The following is a 22,380-nucleotide window of genomic DNA, read 5'->3' as shown; positions in this document are numbered from 1 at the left end:
TCGACGGCGGGTGATGGGTGCGGCGCAAGCCGCGCGGAGCCGGAATGCCGCCCGCCGGCGGCACTCCGCGTGATTCGCTCAGGTGTTCAGATCACCATTCGGCGACGCTGCCGTCCGCGTGACGCCACACCGGATTGCGCCAGCGATGGCCGACCTTCGCCATCTCGCGCACCTTCTCTTCGTTGACCTCGATGCCGAGCCCCGGGCCCTGCGGAATCGACACGAAGCCGTCTTCGTACTTGAAGACTTCCGGGTTCCTGATGTAGTCGAGCAGATCGTTGCCCTTGTTGTAGTGGATGCCGAGGCTCTGTTCCTGGATGAACGCGTTGTAGCTGACCGCATCGATCTGCAGGCAGGTTGCGAGCGCGATCGGGCCGAGCGGGCAATGCAGCGCGAGCGCGACGTCGTAGGCTTCGGCCATCGCGGCGATCTTGCGGCATTCCGTAATGCCGCCCGCGTGCGACGCATCCGGCTGGATGATGTCGACGTAGCCGCCCGACAGGATGTGCTTGAAGTCCCAGCGCGAATACAGACGCTCGCCGAGCGCGATCGGCGTGTTGGTCTGATTGACGATGTCGCGCAGCGCCTCGGCGTTTTCCGACAGCACCGGCTCTTCGATGAACAGCAGCTTGTACGGATCGAGCTCCTTGGCGAGCACCTTCGCCATCGGCTTGTGCACGCGGCCGTGGAAGTCCACGCCGATGCCGATGTTCGGCCCGACCGCCTCGCGCACGGCCGCGACGTTGTTGATCACGCCTTGCACCTTGTCGAAAGTGTCGATGATCTGCAGTTCTTCCGAGCCGTTCATCTTGACGGCCTTGAAGCCGCGCTCGACCACCGCGCGCGCGTTGTTCGCGACATCGCTCGGACGGTCGCCGCCGATCCACGAGTACACCTTGATCTTGTCGCGCACCTGGCCGCCGAGCAGCGCATGCACGGGCACGCCGTGATGCTTGCCCTTGATGTCCCACAGCGCCTGATCGACGCCGGCGATCGCGCTCATCGTGATCGGGCCGCCGCGATAGAAGCCCGAGCGGTACATGACCTGCCAGTGATCCTCGATCAGCAGCGGGTCTTTGCCGATCAGATAATCGGACAGTTCCTCGACGGCCGCGGCGACCGTATGCGCGCGGCCTTCCACCACCGGCTCGCCCCAACCGACGATGCCCTCGTCGGTCTCGATCTTCAGGAAGCACCAGCGCGGCGGGACGATGAAGGTTTCGAGCTTGGTGATTTTCATGGCGGTGTGTCTCCTATGCCGGTCGGAGCAGGCGCTTCGGCGCCTATTCAGAGCTCATGCGAGATGGTTGCAGCAGGCCTCGGCGCCTGCCAAAGGTTTTCGAGGGTTCCATGCTACAACAAAAGTGCGCTAAAGTACTATTAATAGTATTATTTGCCACATAGTGGTGAGATTTGGAATTGGTGGTTGGATTTGGAATACTTGTCGCCGCGTCGAGCTACGAAACCACCAACCGCGAGGAGAAAAATCATTCCGCACGATCTGCACGGGCGAGTCACCCAACTGCTAGCGACCTCGATTCTGCGCGGCGACTATGCGCCGGAGTCGATCCTGCCTCGCGAAGCCGAGTTAATGGAGACGTTCGGCGTGAGCCGCACGGTGCTGCGCGAGGCGCTGCGCACGCTGACGTCGAAAGGTTTGATCGAATCGCGGCCGCGCGTCGGTACGCGCGTGCGGGTCAAGTCCGCGTGGAATCTGCTCGACGCCGATCTGCTCGACTGGTATTCGCGCGTCGCCGAACCGATGGCATTCGCGCTCAAGCTGCAGGAAATGCGCGAGATGATCGAGCCATACGCTGCCGGCCTCGCGGCCGCCGCGTACACCGACGCCACGATGGGCGCGCTGGCGGCCGCGCATGCCGCGATGGTGGCGGCACGTAACGTCGACGAATGGGTGCGGGCAGATCTGCAGTTCCATCTGTGCGTGCTCACCGCGTGCAGCAACGAATTGCTGATTCCGCTTGGCGCGCTGATCGAACGCACGCTCGAGGCACAGTTGCGGCTCAATGCGAAACGCGCCGATGTGTTCAACGCGTCGCTCGCCGAGCACACGGCGGTGTTCGACGCGATCCGATCGCGCGACGCCGCCGCGGCGTACGCGGCGATGGCGGCATTGCTCGGCGTGACGCGCGGGCGGATCGAGGGCTGAGGCGGGCTTCGCCGGACTGGATCTCAATCCATCGCCGCATGCGCGGCCGACGCATCCGGCGCCTTGTGCGACGGGCGGATCAGCAGCAACAGCGGGATCACCAGCAGCGTCGCCACGAACATCAGCTTGAAGTCGTTCAGATACGCGACCATCGCCGCCTGCTGCGTGATCGACGCGTTCAGCGCCGCGATGTCGTAGTTCGAACCGCCGTCGAGCATCGACTGGAGCGCCGGATTGAACGCCGTGACGTTCGCCGCGAGGTCCGCGTGCGAGATCTGCGTGTTACGCGTCATCAGCGTCTGCACGATCGAAATACCGATACTGCTGCCGATATTGCGCATCAGGCTATACGTCGCGGTGCCGTCCGCGCGCAGCTCCGGCGCCAACGTCGAGAACGTCAGCGCGGACAGCGGCACGAACACGAGACCGAGCCCGAAGCCCTGGATCACGCCGGGCCATACGATGTTCGACGCCGACAGCACGATCGTGTACTGCATCATCTGCCACAGCGCGAACGCTGAAATCAGGAAGCCGCAGAGCAACAGCAGCCGGGCGTCGACGCGCTTCAGCAGCCGGCCGGCGATCAGCATTGCGACCATCGTGCCGGCGCCGCTCGGCGCCGTGACGAGGCCGGTGGTCGCGACCGGATAGCCCATCAGGTTTTGCAGCATCGGCGGCAGCAGCGCGCGCGTCGCGTACATCACCGCGCCGATCACGAAGATGAAGAACGTGCCGGTCGCGAAGTTCGGGTCCTTCAGCAACTTGTATTTGAAAAACGAGCGCTCGCCGACCGTGGCTGTATGGACCAGAAAGAACGCGAAGCTGATCGCCGCGACGAGCGCCTCGATCACGATCTCGGTCGACGAAAACCAGTCGAGCTGCTCGCCGCGATCGAGCATCGCCTGCAATGCGCCGATCGCGAGGCCCAGCGTGATGAAGCCGAACGCGTCGAACTTCACGTCGTGCTTCGGCTCGCGCGTCGGCAGGAAGGTGGCGACCCCGAACAGCGCGAATGCGCCGATCGGCACGTTGATGAAAAACACCCAGCGCCAGTTGTAGCTGTCGGTGAGCCAGCCGCCGAGCGTCGGGCCGAGAATCGGCCCGACCATCACGCCCATGCCCCACACGGCCATCGCCTGGCCCTGCTTTTCGCGCGGGTTGATGTCGAGCAGGATCGATTGCGACAGTGGCACCAGCGACGCGCCGAAGATCCCTTGCAACAGCCGCGACACGACGATCTGCGTCAGCGTCTCGGAGAGCCCGCACAACGCCGACGACACGGTGAAGCCGCCGATCGCGATCAGCAGCAGCCGCTTCACGCTCAAGCGGTCCGACAGCCAGCCGGTGAGCGGCGTGGCGATCGCGGCGGCGACGATGTACGAGGTCAGCACCCACGTGATCTCGTCCTGCGACGCGGACAGCGTGCCTTGCATATGCGGCAGCGCCACGTTGGCGATCGTGCTGTCGAGCGTCTGGATCAGCGTCGCGAGCATGATCGAGATCGTGATCATTGGCCGGTTGAGCAACTCGGTGGCGCTCGCCGGCGTAGAGGCGGAAGACATGAACGGTGGGGAGGGTCGATATAGTAAGCATGCTTAGTATATCGGCTATGCGGGTTTGCGCTATCGGGAGTTGTGCTGACGCTAGAACGCATGCGCGGTCGCGTTGTACGCCGAAGCGCTTCCGTATAATCCGCGCATGAAAACCCAATTCGAAGAGCGCTTCGGCTTTCTGATCTACGACGTCGGCCGGCTGGCGGGCAAGCGTTTCGACGATCTCGCGAAGTCGTCGGTCGATCTGACGCGCGCGCAGTGTCGCGTGCTGGCCTATCTGGGCCACTACGGCGACATCAATCAGGCGCGGCTCGCTGATCTGCTCGAGGTCGCGCCGATCTCGGCGGGACGGCTGCTCGACCGGATGGAGGAGGGCGGCTGGATCGAGCGGACCGCGAATCCGCAGGATCGCCGCGAACGCCAGGTGCGCATGACGCCGAAGGCCGAGCGCACGCTCGGCAAGGCGCGCAAGGTCGGCGACGAGGTCGCGCTCGAAGCGCTCAATGGTTTCAGCGATGAAGAAGCGGCGCAGTTGATCGCGTTGCTGCAGCGGGTGCGCGGCAATCTGAGCCGGCTGGTGGATCGCTGAAGCGTCGCGGTGGCGGCGCGACGCCGTCGCCTATCGCGCGAGCCGGGGCGGCGGTGGGCTCGCGCTTCAGTTCATGTTATTTGGATTCTGACGCCGGCGCGGCGCCGCTCGGCGGCACAAGCTCGTAACAGCCCGGCGCTACCGACGTTTTCGCTTTTGCATCCGCTTGCTGCGGATCGATGCATTTGAACGCGCTCTGATCGCGCTGCGCGAAGATCGTGTCGGTGGCCCCGTGGTTGACGACGGCGACGATTTTGTAGCCGTCCTGCAGCAGCGTCGCGAGCATGGTCGAACTGGCGCGCCATTGACTGTCGGACGTGCCCGGGGTTTGGGCGTGTGCGGTGAGGGCGGCGGTCGTGCCGCCGAGCGTGAGCGCAGCGGTGGTTGCGGCGAGCGCGACGGTGCGGAACGTCATTAAGGAACCTCCTCGAAGTTGCGGCCGGATATACCTTGCGACGCCGCCGCCCACCGTTCGTTCCATCAGAAGCTCGCGCCACGCTCGCTGGCAAGCCATGCCCGCCATCCGCCCAACTCCGAGATATCGGTTCCCGACTGCACGCCGTACGGCTCGCACAGGAAGCCGGTAACCCACGAACCGTCCAGCAGTTCGACCTTCCCCAGAACCAGCGGAGACGGAACGGTAGCGATGAACGAGCCGAACTCCGCGCTGGGCATTTCCCACACTTCGACAGCAATTTTTGCGCCGCCCTCGGTGACGCGCCACAGGCCTGGGCGCCGCGTGCCGTCGGCCGACGCGGGCAGCGCCGACAACCGGTACCGACCCGCGGTGTGAGTGGCCTGCACGAGCCGCGCGCGTCGGGCGAGCAGATCCCGGTTGAGCGGCAAACCTTGCATGTGGGCGCCGCAGACCGCGATCCGCATCCGGTCGTGGGTCGCCGCGGATCGATCGCCCGGCTGTTCTGGCTCGACGGTTAGGTCTCCGACGCAGTGCACGCCGCTCTTTCGTTGCAGCAGGTCGGCCACGCCCAACAGGTACTGGTCGGTGAATGCGCGGCCAAAAACGGTCACGCCCCACGGCAGACCATTCTTCATGAAACCGGTCGGCGTAGCGACCGCGGCATAGTCCAGCAGATTCATGAAGTTCGTGTAATAGCCGAGCAGGGAATTCGGGCCGATCGGGTCGCGCTCCAATTCGTCGAGCGTGACGGCACGCGGATAGGTCGGCGTCAGGACGAAATCGAGCGAATCGATCGATGCGTCGCAGACGGCCTTCAATTCCTGCAAGCGATACTGCGCGCGAAACAGTTCGACCGCGGTCGCGGCGGGCGCCTTCGCCAGCACATCGCGAATCACGGGCAATACCGCAGCGGGTTTCTCCGTCATCAACTCGCCCGCCACGCTGTAACGCTCTGCTACCCACGGCCCCTGATAGAGCAGCCTGGCGGCTTCGACGAACGGCGTGAAGTCGATTTCGACAGCTTCGCCTCCTGCCGCTTCGAGCAATGCGCGCGCCTTCGCGAACAGTTCCGGGCTGTCGGCGCAGCCGGCGAATTCGAGTTGCATGGGCACGCCGAAGCGGAACGCAGTTGGCTCGCCGAACGCGCGTGCCGTATTCCATTGCGGATTCGCGCGGCTATATGCATCGCGAGGATCGGGGCGCGCGCTCAACGCAAGCAGCTCGCTCGCTTCTTGCGCGGTCGCTGTGAAGAACGTCACGCAATCGAGCGTGCGGCACGCGGGCACCACCCCAGCGGTGGACAGCAGGCCTTTAGTCGGCTTCAGACCGACGAGATTGTTCAGCGCGGCAGGCACGCGACCGGAACCGGCCGTGTCGGTTCCGAGCGCGAAACTGGCGACGCCGAGCGCGACCGCGAGCGACGATCCCGCGCTCGAGCCGCCCGACGGATAGTCGGGATGCACGCTATTGCGGCACTTGCCATATGGCGACCGGGTGCCGTTCAGGCCGGTTGCGAACTGATCGAGATTGGTCTTGCCGAGCGGTATCGCGCCGAGCGCGATCAACTGCGCGACGACGCTCGCGGATCGCGACGGCGTGTCCGCGAACGCGGGGCAAGCGGCGGTCGTCTGGATGCCGGCGAGATCGATGTTGTCCTTGATTGCGAACGGCACGCCATAGAGCGGCAGGCTTTCGACGCTTTGCGTGTCGAGCCGGTCGAGGTAGGGCGCGACTTCATCTTCGGTCAGAAGATGGATGAACAGATTGAACGACGGATTGAGCGCCGCGGCTTTTTCGAGCAGTTCAGCGACGAGCCTGCGTGGCGTGAGCGTTCCCGCGCGATACGCGGCGCGAAGCGTCGGGAGGCGAAGATCGAATGACGAGGATGACGGGAATGACGACATGGTTTGCGTCCAGATAATTAAAGACGTTCGACGACCGCGACGCGTTGCCCCGCGCGCACGGGCGAACCGGGCGCCACGTGGATCTCGCCGACGATTCCGGCGCACGGCGCACACACCGAGATTTCCATCTTCATCGACTCGATGATCAGCAGCACGTCGCCCGTGTCGACCGTGTCGCCGGTTTTGACCTTGACTTGCCACAGGCTGCCGGCGATCTCGCTGTCCACGGCGACTTCACCGTCTTTCAGCGGAGCCGCCTGAATGTCTTCGGCGACCGGCGTCTCGAACGAGACTTCCGCGGTGCCGGCTTCACGCCACCGCTCGCGCTCCGCCTGGAAGGCCGCCTGCTGCCTTGAACGGAACTGCTCGATGCTGACGGATTCGCTCGCGAGAAACGCCTGATAGTCCGGCAGCGAAAGCTCGGACGCTTCGATCCGCAACGGATAACGCCCGAGCGGAAAGTCCGCGCGAATGCGCAACAGTTCGTCGGCCGACACCTCGTAGAAGCGAATCTGATCGAAGAAGCGCAGCAAGTAATGCTGTCCGGCGAAATCCGCGACATCGCGGTAGCGATTCCACATCTGCAACGTGCGGCCGACGAATTGATAGCCGCCCGGCCCTTCCATGCCATACACGCACAGATATGCGCCGCCGATGCCGACCGAGTTCTCCGCGGTCCACGTACGCGCCGGGTTGTATTTCGTCGTGACCAGCCGGTGACGAGGGTCGAGCGGCGTCGCGACCGGTGCGCCGAGGTACACGTCGCCGAGACCCATCACCAGATAGCTCGCATCGAAGACGATCTGCCTGACCGCGTCGATGGAGTCGAGGTCGTTGATGCGGCGAATGAATTCGAGGTTGCTCGGGCACCACGGCGCATCCTTGCGCACGGTGGTCATGTATTTCTCGATCGCGAGCTGGCACGCGGGGTCGTCCCAGGACAGCGGCAGATGAACGATGCGCGATGGCACGCGCAGGTCCTTGTGCAGCAAGACCTCGTCCCAAGCCTGCGCGACGATGTCGAGCAATCTGGCGAGCGGAAGATCCTCGGGCCGGTAGTGGATCTGCAGCGAACGGATGCCCGGCGTCAGATCGACGACGCCGGTCAGACGCTTCGCTTCGAGGGACTGCATCAGCGCATGTCCGCGAAACCGTGCCACGAGATCGAGTTCCGCCGGTCCGATTTCGAGCAGCAGATGCGTGTCGCCGGATACGCGCGCGACGAGTCTGTCGCGGTCCGCGCCGGTATCGAGCACGATCGGCGAGGTCAGCGTGGCTCTCCTTTCGACTCGCGCGCCCGGTGCAAGCTCGAGGCTCTCCAGTTCCCGACGACGCTCACGCGCAGCCGCACGTGCTTCGTCGACTTCGACGGGCGCGAAGCGGATCTTGTCGCCTGCTTTTAGCTGGCCGACCTGCCAGAGGTCCGCCTCGATGATCGTCACCGGACACACGAAGCCGCCGAGACTCGGGCCGTCCGGTCCGAGAATCACGGGCATGTCGCCGGTGAAGTCGACGGCGCCGACCGCGTACGGATTGTCGTGAATGTTCGACGGATGCAGTCCGGCTTCGCCGCCGTCCTCGCGCGCCCACTCGGGTTTCGGTCCGATCAGGCGCACGCCGGTCCGGCTGGAGTTGAAGTGAACCTCCCACTCGGTGTCGAGCAGCTGCGCGATATAGCGGGCGCTGAAGTATTCGGGGGCGCCGTGCGGGCCATAGATCACGCGAAGGGTGCGCACGCCGTCGAGCGTCGGCGCGTCGACGAGCGCCGCGCCGGCCTGTGCGTCGTCGAGCGGATAGAGATGCAGCACGTCGCCCGCGCGGATCGCGCGGCCGCCGTGTCCGCCGAACTGGCCGAGCGTAAAGGTGCTGCGGCTGCCAAGATACAGCGCGACGTCGAAGCCGCCGCGCACGCATAGATAAGCGCGCGCGCCCGCGCCGCGTATCGTGCCGAGCGCGAGCGTCGAACCCGCCTTGACGTGAATGGTGGTGTTCAGCGGCTGCGCGACGTCATCGAGCAGCACCGGAATCTGCGCGCCGGTGATGGCGACCACGGCATCCGTGTTGAAGCGCAGCGTCGGCCCGCTCATCGTGACTTCGAGCGCGGCGGCGTCGGCCGCGTTGCCGAGCAGGCGATTGCCGAGCCGCATCGCCCGGTCGTCCATCGGTCCTGATGGCGGGATGCCGACCGCCCAGTAGCCGAGGCGCCCTGGATAGTCCTGCACCGTGGTCTGCGTGCCGCCGCTGACGACTTCGACCGTGCTGGCCTGATACCTGAGCCCTTCGAGACATCGAGTCCACGGTTCGCCCGACGCAAACGGCCTGTCGCGCAGAATCTGGCGCAGGTAGTCTCGATTCGTTTCGACGCCGTAGAGGCGGGTGTTGAGCAGCGCATCGTCGAGCGCTTCGCGCGCCGCATCGCGAGTCGGCGACCAGGCGATTACTTTCGCGAGCATCGGGTCGAAGTACGGCGGCACTTCGCAACCGGCCTCGATCCATGTATCGATGCGCAATGCGCGGCCGTCCGCATGCGGGAACGCGACATCGGTCAGGAGACCCGGACTCGGTTTGAAATCACGCCCCGGATCTTCCGCGTAGAGTCGCGCCTGGATCGCGTGCCCTCGCGGCGTCAGGCCCGCCGCCAGGTCCTTCAGCGGCGCGAGCGTGCCGGCCGCGAGTTCGATCATCCAGCGCACGAGGTCGACGCCCCACACCTGTTCGGTGACGCCGTGCTCGACCTGCAGACGCGTATTGACTTCGAGGAAATAGAACCGTTCGGCGGCGCTGTCGTAGACGAACTCGACGGTGCCGGCGGATCGATAGTCGACGGCTTTCGCGAGCTTGACCGCGGCCTCGCACAACGCGGCCTGAATACCGTCGGGCAGGCAGGGCGCCGGCGTTTCCTCGAGCACTTTCTGGTTGCGCCGCTGCACCGAGCAGTCGCGTACGCCGAGCGCGAGCGCGTCGCCTTTGCCGTCGCCGAATACCTGCACTTCCAGATGCCGCGCCCGTTCGATGTACTTCTCCAGAAACACGCCGGCATCGCTGAAGTTGTTTTCGCCGAGGCGCTTGACCGCGTCGAAATGGGCGCCGAGGTCGTCGGCGTGCCAGCACACCCGCATGCCGATGCCGCCGCCGCCCGCGGTGCTTTTCAGCATTACCGGGTAGCCGATGGTCTGTGCCGCCGCGAGCGCCGCCGCCAGGTCCGCGAGCAGCCCGGTGCCTTCGAGCATCGGCACGCCTTGCTTCGCCGCGATTTCGCGGGCCGTGTGCTTGAGGCCGAACGCGCGAAGCTGCGCGGGCGTCGGTCCGATGAACGCGATGCCGGCCGCTTCGCAGGCTTCGCCGAACGCAGCGTTCTCCGACAGGAAGCCGTAGCCGGGATGGATCGCCTGCACGCCTTCGCGACGCGCAATCGCGAGGATTTTCTCCACGTCGAGATAAGTCAGCGCGGCTGGACCCTCGCCAAGCGCATGAGCGACCGGCGCTTCGCTGACGTGGCGGCTCGCTCTGTCGGCTTCCGCGTAAATGGCGACGCCGGTGACGTCGAGTTCGCGCAACGTCCTCAGAATGCGGCACGCGATAGCGCCGCGATTGGCGATCAGAATCTTCTCGAACATGGAAGGTGTGTTGATTCGGAGGCGGGCCGTCCCGCCGTGGGAATGGCCGGCCGTGGTCGTCCACGGCCGAAGTCGCGTCAGCGATCGGTCTGGGTCAGTTCTTCGCGCGTACGGCTGAAGTAGCGGCCCGAGCGAACCAGCATCAGCAGAAAAAGCCAGTGGCGGATGCGCTTCAGTTCCATATCAGCAGCTCCGCGGGCGTCGGGTTGTAGGCGTTGCACGGATTGTTCAGCTGCGGGCAGTTGGAGATCAGCACGATCACGTCCATCTCGGCGCGCAACTCGACGTATTTGCCCGGCGCCGAAATGCCGTCTTCGAAACTGAGCCCGCCCGTGGCCGTCACCGGTACGTTCATGAAGAAGTTCACGTTCGCGCCGATGTCCTGCTTCGACAGGCGGCCGTCGTGAGCGCAGGCACGCAGGAAGTTGTCGCGGCAGCTGTGCATGTAGCGCTTCTCCAGTGCGTAGCGCACCGTATTGCTCTCCTGCGCGCAGGCGCCGCCGAGCGTATCGTGGCGCCCGCACGTGTCGGCGACGATCGTCAGCATCGGGTTGCCGAGGTTCGAGTACAGCACCGAGCCGGTGCTCAGGTAGAGGCTCTTTTGGCGGCGCAACGTGCGTTGCGGATCGAAGCGCTCGCGCGGATCGGCGACGCTGTAGAACAGCGTGTCGACCGCCTGATTGCCTTCGAGATCGACGATGCGCAGCGTTTGCCCGGCCTTCACCTCATGAAGCCACGGCTCGCCCGCGGCGAGTGTCTCGCGATGGACCGCGGATTCCGGACGTTTGTCGCTGACGATAAGCGTGCTGGTCATAAGCGTGGCCTTCGCTCAAAGAAAGAAGCGTTCTGTGTTGATGAAACCGCGTGCGTTCTCGTCGCATGCGGTACGGCAAACTTCGGCGACCTCGGGCCGCGCGGCGCTCAATTCGAACTTGACGGGCCTTGGCGCGTACTCGGGGTTCGGGTCGAGCGGGTGCTGGATCGCGGTGAGCACGACGAGCGTGTTCATCGGCGCGTAGAGCTCGACGTAGTTGCCGGCCTTCGAGTTGCCGGGCACGAAACTGAGCACGCCGTCGTCGCTGACGTCGACACGGCTGAACAGATTGAGCGTCATCAACAGGTCCGTGATGCCGAGCCCCCACTTGCCCATCTCGACGAGCAGATTGTCCGTGCCGTTGCGATAGAACGCGTTGCGCAGCTCCTGGTAGCGGCCTGCGCCGTATCGTTCGTGCACTTCGCCGGCATTCGAAACTCCGCCGATGCTGTCGTGCCAGCCACAGGTATCCGCGACGATCGCGGCCAGCACACGGCCCATGTCGGAGTACAGGCAGTGCCCAAGCGTGAGCCTCGCCGTGTGCTGGCACTTCAGCGAATCCGGCAGATTCAGCCGTTCGCTCTTTTCCGTCGCGTTGACCATCATCACGCTGACGTTCGCGCCGCCGCGCAGGTCGGTAATGCGCAGCGATTGACCACGTTTGACGATCAGCGACGTATGACCGCCACCCGGGACAGTTTCTTCAAGCAGTAAGGTCGTATCTGAGTTCATACCTGAGTTCCCTTCAGTCGGAGACCAGTTCGATATGCGATGCGCCTCGCACGGCCGCTTCGGCGAGATGCGCGGCGGACACGGAATCGCGGCTGCGCTCGAGCGGAATGTTGTAGGTGATGCGCGCGCCATAGGCGCCCGGCGCCTGCGGGTCGACGCGCACCTTGTCGAAAACCAGCACACGGCTTCCCAACGTGAAGCCTTCTTTCAGGTCATGCGTGACCATGAAGATCGTGAGCTTCGCTTCGCGCCACAGGTCGGACAGCAGCTCGTGCATGTCCTTGCGGATACCGGGGTCCAGCGCGCCGAACGGTTCGTCGAGCAGCAGCACGCGAGGCTTCATCATCAGCGCCTGCGCGATCGCGAGGCGTTGCTGCATGCCCCCCGACAGTTGCTGCGGAAACTTGTTCAACGCAGCGCCCAGACCGACGCGCTCGAGCATCGCCGCTGCCTCGTCACGCGCCACGCGCCGACGGGCACCGAATAGCCGGCCGGTGAATTTCGCGTGGGGAAGCTCGAGCCCCAGCATCACGTTGCGCAATACGCTCAGATGGTCGAACACCGAGTAGCGTTGAAACACGACGCCGCGATGCCTGTCCGGTTCGCTGGGCAGCGGCTTGCCGTCCAGCAGGATCTCGCCGCGCGTCACGCGCTCCTGGCCGAGCAACAGGCGCAGAAACGTCGACTTGCCACAGCCGGATGCGCCCACCATCGAACAGAACTCGCCTTCCTTGACGGTCAGATTCAAACGTTCGAGCACGACCTGGTCGCCATACTCTTTCCAGACGTTGCGGACTTCGATCATCGCGCGCCTCCGTACCACGGGAAGCACCATTGCGTGATCCGCCGCAGCAGCTCGTCGGTGAGCCAGGCGAGCAGCGTGATCCACGCGACGTACGGCAGGATCAGGTCCATCGACAGATAGCGGCGCACGAGAAAGATGCGATAGCCGAGGCCATCGGTCGACGCGATTGCTTCGGCGGCGATCAGAAAGAGCCACGCCGCGCCGAGAGACAGACGCGTCGCCACCAGCAGACGCGGCAGCAATTGCGGCAGCACCAGACGCAGAATCAAGGTCCAGCTGGTGGCGCCGAGCGTCTGCGCCTTGACCCACAGCTCGACCGGAATCTCGCGGGTACGAGCATGCAGATCGCGAATGATCACCGGCGTGATGCCGACGACGATCAGCACGACCTTCGACAACTCGTCGAGCCCGAACACGATGAACAGGATCGGCAGCACCGCCAGCGGCGGCACCATCGAGATCACGGTGATGAATGGCGACAGCGTCGCGCTCACGAGCGGAAACGAACCGGTCGCGATCGCGGCTACCAGCGCGATCACGGCGCTTACGACGAGCCCGATGCCGAGCCGCCGCAAGCTCGACAGCGTGTCGGTCCACAACAGATATTCGCCGGTGCGCTTGTCCTCGGTGAAGGCGGCCAGCTTCACCGCGTCGCTCATTTGCGCAGCGCTCGGCAGCAGCTTGTCATCGGGATTGAGCGAGAGCCGCATCGAGGATCCGCTGAAGTAGACCGCGAACAGCACGACGAATGGCAGCAGGAGCAGCATCAAGCCGCCGATCCGGCTCGGATGTCGATTGATGAGTCGCATGGTGAGCGCCCGGTTGGAAAGCTGGAATGCGAGCCCGCGCCGGCGAGCCCTCGGCAAGTGGCTGGAAGGTCCGTGTCAGAGCTTGCCCGCGGCCGCCATCGCGACGTAGGTCGGATCGAAACGCAGCTTGACGTTGTTCTTGTTGCCGACCACGACGCCCTTGTCGAACGCCATGCCGACCGCGTCCGCGCTCTTCGCGTCCTGGCCTAGCAGGCCGTGATCGAACGAGAACTTCGCGACGCGCGTCATGATCTTCGGCATGTCGGCGCTGGTGACGAAGTCGAGCGCGGCTTGCGGCGAATAGAACAGGGCAGTGGTCGACAGTTGGCCCTTGAAGTTGGCGAGATCGGTGCCCGAGGCCTTCGCCATCGCCGTCAACGCGGTCGTGCTGGCCGCGGAGTCGGTGTGCATCAGCGCGACCATTTCGAACCATGCGCCGGTCAGCGCTTTGCCGAGGGCGGGGTTCTGCTGCAGCGTCTTCGTGTTGACGACCATCATGTCCATGATTTCGCCGGGGATCTTGCTGGAGTCGAACACTTCGCTGACGTTCGGCTGCGACTTCAGATCGGCGAGCATCGGATTCCAGGTGACCGCGTTGTGAACCGTGGGGGTCGCGAATGCGCCGGAGATGTCGGCATCCGAGGTGTTCACGACCTTGAGGTCGCGCTCGCTCAGGTGCGCGCTTTCGAGCGCGCGTGCAAGCAGGTAGTGGGAGACCGAGAACTGCACGAGGTTGACCTGTTGCCCCTTCAGGTCGGCGATCTGCTTGCCCTTGCCCTTCATCAGCACGCCGTCGTTGCCGTTCGAATAGTCGCTGACGATCAGGGCCGTCGAATCCACGCCGCCGGTGGCGGGGATCGTCAGCGCATCCATGTTGGTCATCGCGCAGCCGTCGAACTTGCCGGCCGTGTATTGATTGATGGACTCGACGTAGTCGTTCAGTTGCACGACGTCGACATTGATGCCGTATTTCTTCGCCCATTTGGACACGATGCCCTGGGTTTTCGCTTCACCCCACGGCATCCAGCCGGCGTAGATGGTCCAGCAGACCTTGAAGTCGTTGCGGCCCGCGGCGAACGTGGGGCTGGAGGCGAAGGTGGCGAGGGAGACGGCGGCAATGCCAAGACAGCGAACGAGCTTGAACATGGGTTGACCTCGGAGGGGACGGTTAGCGACGGCAGGGAGCAGCGCAAACATCGCGTTCTCTCCCGGGCTTTTGTCCCGCCGTGTAACCTCGCCAGAGGTCGACAGCTCTCGGACCAGCACCTGCGTGAAGCAGGCCGGAACCCTAGCCGTCCATTTCCAGATTGTTTGTCGAACCGGAGGTTGCGCCGGCTCCTTGCGCGCTCTTTAAAGCGGGAAGCGTGCCAGGTGGGATGCCCTGGATTAGTCGGGGGCCTGGTGCGGCGAAGGGGAAGTTTTTGCCCTGGGGCGGGGAGCGAGTGCACTGATGTGTGTCAGGGCGTGCACTCGATTCGGGCGCAGAGGACGGGTATCCGACCCAGCGATGCCGGATAAGATGTAGCGGGTCGCAGCAAGTTGGATTGGCGCTCGCGTGCGGCCGCGCCGTTCGAAAGTGTTATTTGATGCCATCGCTATCGAATGCGAAACGAACCGCAAGTCAATGTCGTCCGGCAGATTCCGCGCAGCGTGTGGGTGCTGGGATGGGTGAGTCTTTGCATGGACATCTCGTCCGAAATCATCCACAGCCTGTTGCCGATGTTTCTGCTGGCGGGCCTTGGCGCCGGCGCCGGCACGATTGGGCTCATCGAAGGCATCGCGGAGGCCACGGCACAAATCGTCAAGGTGTTTTCGGGAACGCTGAGTGACTACCTCGGCAACCGGAAGTGGCTGGCCGTCGCCGGGTATTCGCTCGGCGCAATGAGCAAGCCGCTTTTTGCCATTGCGTCGTCGGTGGGCGTCGTGGTGACGGCGCGCATCATCGACCGTGTCGGCAAGGGGATTCGCGGTGCGCCTCGCGATGCGCTGATCGCGGATGTCACGCCGCAGCACCTGCGTGGCGCGGCCTTCGGGTTGCGCCAGTCGCTCGATACGGTCGGCGCGTTCCTCGGACCGCTGCTGGCCGTTCTGATCATGCTGGTGTGGGCGGATAATTTTCGGCTTGCCTTCTGGCTTGCCGTCATTCCCGGTGTGCTCGCGGTCGCGCTGTTGATGTTGGGTATCACGGAGCCTGAGCACGAGTCTGACGCCAGAAGAAGCAAACCCGTGCGGTGGCAGAGTCTCAGGGACCTTGGGTCGGACTACTGGTGGGTCGTAGGGATCGGCGCTGTTTTCGCGCTGGCGCGATTCAGCGAGGCTTTCCTGGTTCTTCGCGCGATGGGCAGCGGCGTACCGATTGCGCTCGTTCCGCTGGTCATGGTGGCAATGAATGTCGTCTACGCGCTGGCCGCTTATCCCTTCGGGAAGCTCGCGGACACGATGCGTCATACGCGGCTGCTGATAGGTGGTCTCGTCGTATTGATCGGCGCCGACCTCGTGCTTGCGCACGGCACCCACTGGAGCATAGTCGTGGTGGGCGTAGCGCTCTGGGGGCTGCACATGGGGATGACGCAAGGCCTGCTCGCCACGATGGTCGCTCACACGGCGCCAGCGCATCTGCGCGGGACTGCGTTTGGTTTCTTCAACCTGCTGAGCGGTATCGTGACGCTGGCTTCGAGCGTTATCGCTGGGCAGTTGTGGGAACGTCTGGGCGCAGCTACGACGTTTTATGCGGGCGCAGCCTTTGGTCTGATGACCGTCGTGCTGCTGCTCTTTCATCCGACACCCGGCGAATCTCGTAACGACCTGAGGTAACGTGGTAGAGCCTGGGTATCGGGTTGGAAAATGCGCGCATTGTTGCCGCTATGTCCCAACGCGTTGAGTGGTGTGTGGTTGCAGCCGCCTGAGCCTGGATGCCTACCGTCGGGCCAGGCGCGCGACGGCGTTTCAAAACAAAAAAGCCGCTGTCCTTGTGGGACAGCGGCTTTTTCTTGAAGCTGGTGGCGAATCAGGGATTCGCAAGGATCTCCACCCAGTCTACTCTCAACCCATTGATCTATAGGGAATTTGTTCTCGCGCGACTTGGTCCTCAGTGGCGAATGTGCTGCACCGTTGCGTTGTAGACGACGGATCTCACCCAAAGCGCTTTGGGTGTGACATTTTACTGCGTGGGCGACTTGGTAATCCATTCCGACATGAGGGGATCCGATCTCGGACTGGTACGCGTTACCCACACAAGGCGACTAAACCTCGCCGTCAAGCGGATCCAGCGTCCTCTTGGATTCTTTGTGCTCAGTAATTTTTTGGCAAAGCAGCGTGCCAATGCGCTCGACTTCCTTGTCAAGATCCTCCTCGGTATTTAACATGATCCCACCGTATTTTGTGGTTTCGTCAAACATTCCGGGGGGCGCGTCGCTGAACCAAATTGGGATAACGGCGTTTTGACCGAACCGTTCTTTAAATTGTTCGGACTCGAACTTTGTCCAGATTCGTTTGGGATATTCTTTACCCAATAAAGTCAATACGAATGAGGCTTCACTAGCGTATATGGGCCCAAATAATCCTCTACATTCGAGGCGAGGATGCGGTGTTGCTCATTGTGATCATAAAATACGGAAAGTTCACGCTCCGTCAAATAAGTAAACAGCTTCTCGGCGACGGGTCTATCGGCGCCGGCAAACGAAAGCGCGAAATCGTATTGAGAATCAAACTGAATTGAGTTATATCCGACTCTTTCGCAAAATTTTGACCATAGAAGATTTCTCAAGTAATAAACGAATTTTGGATCCTCGATGCTGAGCTCTTTCGTTTTTACGTCAAAGTGTATTACTTCCTGAAGGTCGGAATTTTTGGCGATATGGTCTGATAAGTAACCCTTGTCGACAATTTGGCCGACGCTTCCTCGGTGCTCGGGATTTCGCTTAATTTCGTCAGTAACGTTGATGCTCCATTCACGCGCCTGCCCTAACCAATATAACAAAAAGAAGTATGGTGCTCGGCCCTCTTTCCTGAGCCGTGGGCCTGTTGCGAATAGTTTGGCCTTCTCAAAAAACGATTTCGCGAGCTCCACAAGGATCCGCTCGCGTATCACTTCCATACTCGTCTTTGTCTCTTGTTCGGTGTCGCGTTCCTCCAAAATCCCCTCTTCGATGCACGTTTCTTGGCATAGCATCTGCGCAAGATGGAAGCTGCCCTGTGCCTCCTCAATAATCTCTCTCTTGATATTGATTTTAACGTTTAGCGCGGCTTCCCCTAAGGAAATCAATTCTTCAACTTTGTTTTCAGGATTTGCCTCAAATTGGATGGTGTCTATTCGTCCGGTTAGATCCGAGGCGTAATTGAGAAGAGATTGACCGGCCTTATTTATGCCGACGATAATAAGCTTGCTCCCAACATCTTCCTTGTCAGCAAGAAGTTTGATGTAGTCGGCAAGCGAGTGTTTGATCTCTTCTGGCAGCCTATGAAAATCGTCAATCACGACGATGCCAATGTCTTTCATTTCCGGTAGGGCTGCGATCAGATCGAAATCGTCAGGATTTCTCCCCGACACTTTCATTACCTGCGTCTGAGTAAGTGAGTCAACGATGCGCAAAACGCTGGTCGTTTTGCCAATCCCCGAGGGACCCTCAACGATGGTGCCCCGGCCTGGAGTCCGAACAGAAACGAGAAGTTTGTTATATTCCGTTGGCTCGACGAAGGTATAGGTCGGCAGCCCCGATCGCTTGAACACCTCTTCTACTTTTTTCACGAACTAGGTTCCTTGCTCAATGACATGCGCGCAGTATTTTTGGGCGCCAAACAGCGCAGTCGCAATATTGATGGGGGCGAATGCGGGGGGACGCGGGTAGAAACGAAGTATAAGGTTTCGTTCGGCGAACCTCCAGTTGATGAATGGTTGCCCGTCCCGTTGCTCAATCTCTTCTAGGACATCGCTTCGACGCCGAATCTTCGAAGGCGCGGCCCGGTGTTAAGCCACGACGGCTTCGGGTCATGTTCTTGGTTATGTGGCGGACGATAAGCCCGGGGGCGAAGTAGGGTGCGCGTATGATGGCGGTCGGCCGCAGGAAAGTAGCCCTGTAGGTTGACGGCACATACTTGTTCAGGGTTCGGTCGCGGTATAGCTACGGTTGGGTTACGTCGAGTTATGCCTACAATGTTCATGGGTGATCGAGTCGCCCATTCAGACTATAAAGCGATGGGCTGAAGGAGGTATTGAGTTTGCGGTCGCTCAAAAGCACGATGCGCCGGCCGCGCTCTTAGGTGCTCACATCCCAATTTACAGCTTTCCAGCCTCCAAACCCTGTGTAACCCATTGATACATATACACTCCCTGAGCTTACAGTTATAGGGGCCAAAATTCAGGGCGCGTCGGCGTAGCGGCGGCGCAAGTTGTCTAGTGCGGTCCCGAACGCCTTGCACATCTCAATGTCGCGCTGCTTGCGGTCCGTGATTGCTTGCTCCTCGTCTCGTCGTGAGGCCGGCATCGAGGGGAAGAGATGGCACAAAGTCAGTTCGTCGCGTATTACCGGGTTAGCACTGCGCGGCAGGGTCAGTCAGGGCTCGGCCTCGATGCCCAGCGCGAGGCCGTAGCGCGATACCTGAACGGTGGCGATTGGGAACTGGTGGGCGAGTTCACCGAGACGGAGACCGGCAAGGGTGCGAACGCCCTCGAAAAACGCCCGCAGCTTCGCGCCGCGCTGGAGCTGTGCAAGCGTCTTGGTGCGACGCTCATCATCGCCAAGCTGGACCGGCTCGCCCGTAACGTGCATTTCGTGTCGGGCCTGCTGGAGACCGGGTGCGACTTCGTGGCGGCGGACATGCCGCAGGCGAACAAAGTCATGATCCAGATGCACGCCGTGATGGCCGAGTGGGAGCGTGACCAGATCAGCAAGCGGACAAAGGATGCGCTGGCTGCCGCAAAGGCGCGTGGCGTCAGACTGGGGACGGCTGGTGCCGCGAACCTCAAGCCGAACGCGGAAGCCCGTCAGCAAGCCGCTGACGCGTTTGCCCGGAAGTTGGCGGGGGTTGTAGCAGGATTTCGCGCTCGCGGCCTGTCACAGCGGGATATGGTGAGTGAGTTAAATGCGCTTGGCATCAAGACGCCGAGTGGCGGCACATGGCACCGAGGCCAGCTTTGCCGCCTTCTGCAACGAATCGATCTCCCGTGCCAGAGCGCGGACAGTGCACGCGGCGCGAGGACATCCAGGTGCGCAACGCCTGGTTAGCCACGCTGGCCGGTGCGGCATGAGGTTAAGCGTTGCAGGCCCCTAACCCTAAGACAAGGTGTGGGAGACCTCTTCCTACGAATCACCGTTGTCGTCATCTGGTATCCCTGAAAACGCAGAGAGAAAATTTTGGTAGTCATCTTCAGGGATGTAGTCCTTCAATATTTCGTTGTCCTCTTCTGCATCAATCATCCAATCAAAGTGGACGGTTTCTGCAAACCGCCGCCAGTCTTTTATAAGCATGGAATCGCGGACAAGCCCATATATAGTGGTTGAACACTTGCGCTGTTTGAGTCGATCCGCGTAGTCATTTGGAATTATGGCGTTCAGCGCAGAAAGATCGCGAATTCCGAATTGCCTCAGTTCCGAAACTAGCGAAGATAAGTTGGCTCCTGCGTCGCCAGCAGGGTCTAAATTAATTTCGTTGTCTTTCGCCCACTTATCGATGAATTCTGGAAGGCTTATCGAGTCTATTTCAGGTGTAAGGTCACCGACTTCCGCTTTCTCGCGAAGGTCTCTTGCGTATTGGTCTATGTCTTTCGATAGTTGATCAAAACCTTTGTCAGCAATCTCCAACATTCCCGCATAAAGATAAAGTTGCCGTTCCATTTCGCGCGGCAATTTTCCCGAGAACTTGTAATTTCGATCATGAGCGAGCTCAGCCCAAGCATGTTGCAATAGTGTGCGCACTTGCAACTCGAATTTAAGTCCACCGAGTCCGACGAACTCGGGGAGTGCCAATCTCGTTTGCCCTAGATCGCACACGTAATGAACCGATCGATAGCCAGTTTGATCAACGGACAAAACTGCATCTTTGTTTAGCGAATTTTTTAGGTCCACATTGAATGCCTCGTTGATCAGCGCAGAGACTTGTTCAACTTGAGATTCGAAGAAGACAATAATCCTAACACCGGTTAGATCGGTGAGTTGTCGGTGTGGGTCTTTGTAGCGTTTTCGAGTAATTTTCTCAACTACCTTTCCCTTATCTTTTGTCCGACCAGTGACCGTCAGAAAATCGATACCTCGGTCGGTAAGAAGACTCTGCATGAGAGCTGTAACGATCTGGGTCAATCGATTGTGACGCTGCAGAGCGTCGTCAAGCCATGCGTCTAATTTGGGGTCCATTTTTTTGCCGACTATGGTCGTTTTCTTAATGTAGGTCTGGTCCTTGGCGGCCGCTAGCCAAGCAGGGCGGCGTAAGGTGCTAGGGCGGGTTCCAGTGCTTTCGAGAGGGTGTTATGGTCCTGCCGAAGCTTGGCATACGTCTGTGAATTCATGCCACCAAACGCTTGCCCCTGTAGCGCGGCGCGATATTCCTCACTCACGCCTGCCGCCGCCAGCGTGTTCGCGAACGAATGCCGCATGCTGTGAAAGTAGGTCAGGGCAGCGTCAGGCACGGAACTGGACGAGATGAGTTCGCAGAGCATATCGCCTCCCCACTTGGTAATTTTGTGGCTCCACTTAATGCCGCCGCCATCCGTCTTGTCGATATGCGGTTTCCAACCCGCCTCGAACGGGCGTGAGTATCCGGCGTCACGTTGTGCAGTCAAGTAATCGATGAAGCCGTGTTGAGCAAGGGTGCTATGTATCGGCGCGTGCCGCCAACTGGAATGTCGCTTGAGAGACTTCCGGAGCACGCCGTCCATGTCTTTGGTCTCCGCAAACTCAAAAAACCAAACGCCAGTATCCGGGTCGCGCTTTAGGTCGGTGCCGATATTGACCTGCGCTAGCTCCTCAATTCGGCAGCCTAGAAAAGCGGTCGCCACCGTTGCCCAAAACTTGTGCGGCTCGGATGCGCGGTAGCGCGCCACGTGCAGAAAGACGGTCCGCAACTGATCGCGGGTAAATGCGTCGCGGTCTAGCGTCGATGGGGCCGCGCGCTTGGGCTTCAGCGTTGCGGCGGTAAGCTGTGGCAGGCCGCCTCGGATACGATGCCAGTTGAGGAATCCGCCAATGATGGTGATGTAGTCGCCCTTGGTTTTGTCGTGCCGCGTGTTGTCGGCGGTGATTGTCTCCGCCAGCTTCACGAATCGCAATTGGTCGATATCAAAGAGCGGTGTGGCTCCGCCCACTTGCTCAACCAAATACGCGAGCTTCGTTCGGTAGCTCGCGCGCGTTGTCGGCTTTATGTCCGCCTTGCCCATGTATTCTTCAATCCCGTCCGCCAGCGTTAGAGCATGCGCGCTGGACATCGGCGGCTGGGTGCTCGCAGCAGGTTGCCGAAGCGCCGCCAAGCCGCTCACAGCCGTCTCAAGGGCTTTCTGCGCGGCCTCATGCTCGCCCGGCTCGGCTTCGATTTTGACCGCCTGCGGCAGTCCGCTTTGGTCGAATCTCAGTTCGAGGGTGTAGTCGATACGGCGAATGTTGGTCTTCGGCATGGCGCGAAGTGAGGCGAAAATTCGGTCGGTCTGTGCCGCGAGGGCGCGCGCGCGAATTATCGCCTCTCGCCGGTCGGACGTGTTGAGCGACTTGTAAATCTGGCGCTTGCGGAGGGAGTCAAACAGGTCGGCGGGGACGCGCCGCCGGAAATAGAACACGGAATCGTGCCGCGATCTTTGCAGGAAGTTTGCTGCCATGTTGGGCCTGTGCTGCACGTTTGTGCTGCACCTGCCACAGGGAGGCACCAAAACAAAAGCCCTTGACCGCTAGATCAAGGGCTTTCGTGCAACTGGTGGCGAATCAGGGATTCGAACCCCGGACCTGCGGATTATGATTCCGTCGCTCTAACCGGCTGAGCTAATTCGCCTA

18 protein-coding genes, 1 tRNA gene and 1 riboswitch are annotated in these 22,380 nt (G+C 61.6%); of the genes, 4 read left to right on the top strand and 15 right to left on the bottom strand.

The features are described 5' to 3' along the window. Window positions 1–91: 91 nt before the first annotated feature. Window positions 92–1,240 carry a galactonate dehydratase gene (gene dgoD / locus L0U84_RS16715; RefSeq protein ID WP_233851237.1) on the bottom strand — a complete coding sequence of 383 codons (1,149 nt, stop codon included), beginning with the start codon at window positions 1,238–1,240 and terminating at the stop codon, window positions 92–94. Window positions 1,241–1,426: 186 nt separating this feature from the next. On the opposite strand from dgoD, the gene L0U84_RS16710 reads away from it, so the two are divergent. Beyond that, the gene (locus L0U84_RS16710; RefSeq protein WP_442794011.1) at window positions 1,427–2,167 is read left to right on the top strand and encodes a FadR/GntR family transcriptional regulator; all 741 of its coding nucleotides are present in this window, start codon (window positions 1,427–1,429) and stop codon (window positions 2,165–2,167) included. Between the two features lie 23 nt (window positions 2,168–2,190). Here the strand turns inward: L0U84_RS16710 and L0U84_RS16705 are convergent, their stop codons facing one another. Next, window positions 2,191–3,729: a DHA2 family efflux MFS transporter permease subunit gene (locus L0U84_RS16705; protein WP_233851235.1), complete on the bottom strand. Its 1,539-nt coding sequence runs from the start codon at window positions 3,727–3,729 to the stop codon at window positions 2,191–2,193. 136 nt (window positions 3,730–3,865) lie between these two features. Between L0U84_RS16705 and L0U84_RS16700 the strand changes: the two genes are divergently transcribed. Continuing rightward, the gene (locus L0U84_RS16700; RefSeq protein ID WP_129957901.1) at window positions 3,866–4,309 is read left to right on the top strand and encodes a MarR family winged helix-turn-helix transcriptional regulator; all 444 of its coding nucleotides are present in this window, start codon (window positions 3,866–3,868) and stop codon (window positions 4,307–4,309) included. A gap of 76 nt (window positions 4,310–4,385) precedes the next feature. Here the strand turns inward: L0U84_RS16700 and L0U84_RS16695 are convergent, their stop codons facing one another. From L0U84_RS16695 to L0U84_RS16660, 8 genes are all read right to left on the bottom strand, one after another. Further along, complete coding sequence (locus tag L0U84_RS16695; RefSeq protein ID WP_233852051.1) at window positions 4,386–4,724, bottom strand: hypothetical protein; 339 nt, start codon at window positions 4,722–4,724, stop codon at window positions 4,386–4,388. Window positions 4,725–4,789: 65 nt separating this feature from the next. Continuing rightward, window positions 4,790–6,631: an allophanate hydrolase gene (gene atzF / locus L0U84_RS16690; protein ID WP_233851234.1), complete on the bottom strand. Its 1,842-nt coding sequence runs from the start codon at window positions 6,629–6,631 to the stop codon at window positions 4,790–4,792. Window positions 6,632–6,648: 17 nt separating this feature from the next. Then, on the bottom strand, window positions 6,649–10,248 hold the full coding sequence (uca, locus tag L0U84_RS16685; protein WP_233851233.1) for an urea carboxylase: 3,600 nt from the start codon (window positions 10,246–10,248) through the stop codon (window positions 6,649–6,651). Window positions 10,249–10,420: 172 nt separating this feature from the next. Continuing rightward, window positions 10,421–11,062 carry an urea amidolyase associated protein UAAP2 gene (locus L0U84_RS16680; protein ID WP_233851232.1) on the bottom strand — a complete coding sequence of 214 codons (642 nt, stop codon included), beginning with the start codon at window positions 11,060–11,062 and terminating at the stop codon, window positions 10,421–10,423. Between the two features lie 15 nt (window positions 11,063–11,077). Further along, window positions 11,078–11,794 (bottom strand): urea amidolyase associated protein UAAP1, encoded by a 717-nt coding sequence (locus L0U84_RS16675; protein WP_233851231.1) that lies wholly within the window; start codon window positions 11,792–11,794, stop codon window positions 11,078–11,080. A gap of 13 nt (window positions 11,795–11,807) precedes the next feature. Continuing rightward, window positions 11,808–12,599, bottom strand: a complete 792-nt coding sequence (locus L0U84_RS16670; protein ID WP_233851230.1) for an ABC transporter ATP-binding protein — start codon at window positions 12,597–12,599, stop codon at window positions 11,808–11,810. Further along, on the bottom strand, window positions 12,596–13,408 hold the full coding sequence (locus L0U84_RS16665; protein WP_233851229.1) for an ABC transporter permease: 813 nt from the start codon (window positions 13,406–13,408) through the stop codon (window positions 12,596–12,598). The genes L0U84_RS16670 and L0U84_RS16665 overlap by 4 nt, the downstream gene beginning before the upstream one ends. A gap of 75 nt (window positions 13,409–13,483) precedes the next feature. Beyond that, a complete protein-coding gene (locus L0U84_RS16660) occupies window positions 13,484–14,554 on the bottom strand; it encodes a putative urea ABC transporter substrate-binding protein (RefSeq protein ID WP_233851228.1) in 1,071 nt (356 codons plus the stop codon). 57 nt (window positions 14,555–14,611) lie between these two features. Next, window positions 14,612–14,711, bottom strand: a riboswitch (guanidine-I (ykkC/yxkD leader). 299 nt (window positions 14,712–15,010) lie between these two features. Between L0U84_RS16660 and L0U84_RS16655 the strand changes: the two genes are divergently transcribed. Continuing rightward, window positions 15,011–16,222 (top strand): MFS transporter, encoded by a 1,212-nt coding sequence (locus L0U84_RS16655; protein WP_233851226.1) that lies wholly within the window; start codon window positions 15,011–15,013, stop codon window positions 16,220–16,222. A 428-nt stretch (window positions 16,223–16,650) separates the two neighbouring features. Here the strand turns inward: L0U84_RS16655 and L0U84_RS16650 are convergent, their stop codons facing one another. Both L0U84_RS16650 and L0U84_RS16645 read right to left on the bottom strand, forming a co-directional pair. Next, window positions 16,651–16,806 carry a hypothetical protein gene (locus L0U84_RS16650; protein WP_233851224.1) on the bottom strand — a complete coding sequence of 52 codons (156 nt, stop codon included), beginning with the start codon at window positions 16,804–16,806 and terminating at the stop codon, window positions 16,651–16,653. 119 nt (window positions 16,807–16,925) lie between these two features. Beyond that, window positions 16,926–18,155 carry a hypothetical protein gene (locus tag L0U84_RS16645; protein WP_233851222.1) on the bottom strand — a complete coding sequence of 410 codons (1,230 nt, stop codon included), beginning with the start codon at window positions 18,153–18,155 and terminating at the stop codon, window positions 16,926–16,928. 748 nt (window positions 18,156–18,903) lie between these two features. Between L0U84_RS16645 and L0U84_RS16640 the strand changes: the two genes are divergently transcribed. Beyond that, window positions 18,904–19,632 (top strand): recombinase family protein, encoded by a 729-nt coding sequence (locus L0U84_RS16640; RefSeq protein WP_233851221.1) that lies wholly within the window; start codon window positions 18,904–18,906, stop codon window positions 19,630–19,632. Between the two features lie 75 nt (window positions 19,633–19,707). Here L0U84_RS16640 and L0U84_RS16635 read toward each other — a convergent pair whose 3' ends face one another. The 3 genes from L0U84_RS16635 to L0U84_RS16625 form a co-directional block, all read right to left on the bottom strand. Further along, window positions 19,708–20,757 carry a GTP pyrophosphokinase gene (locus L0U84_RS16635; RefSeq protein ID WP_233851220.1) on the bottom strand — a complete coding sequence of 350 codons (1,050 nt, stop codon included), beginning with the start codon at window positions 20,755–20,757 and terminating at the stop codon, window positions 19,708–19,710. A 53-nt stretch (window positions 20,758–20,810) separates the two neighbouring features. Next, complete coding sequence (locus L0U84_RS16630) at window positions 20,811–22,208, bottom strand: DUF6538 domain-containing protein (protein WP_233851219.1); 1,398 nt, start codon at window positions 22,206–22,208, stop codon at window positions 20,811–20,813. Window positions 22,209–22,301: 93 nt separating this feature from the next. Continuing rightward, window positions 22,302–22,378 (bottom strand) — tRNA-Met (locus L0U84_RS16625). Between the last annotated feature and the right edge of the window lie 2 nt (window positions 22,379–22,380).

It is taken from the genome of Paraburkholderia sp. HD33-4 (assembly GCF_021390635.1).
GTDB lineage: Bacteria > Pseudomonadota > Gammaproteobacteria > Burkholderiales > Burkholderiaceae > Paraburkholderia.
This window is presented reverse-complemented; position numbering and strand designations above follow the sequence as displayed.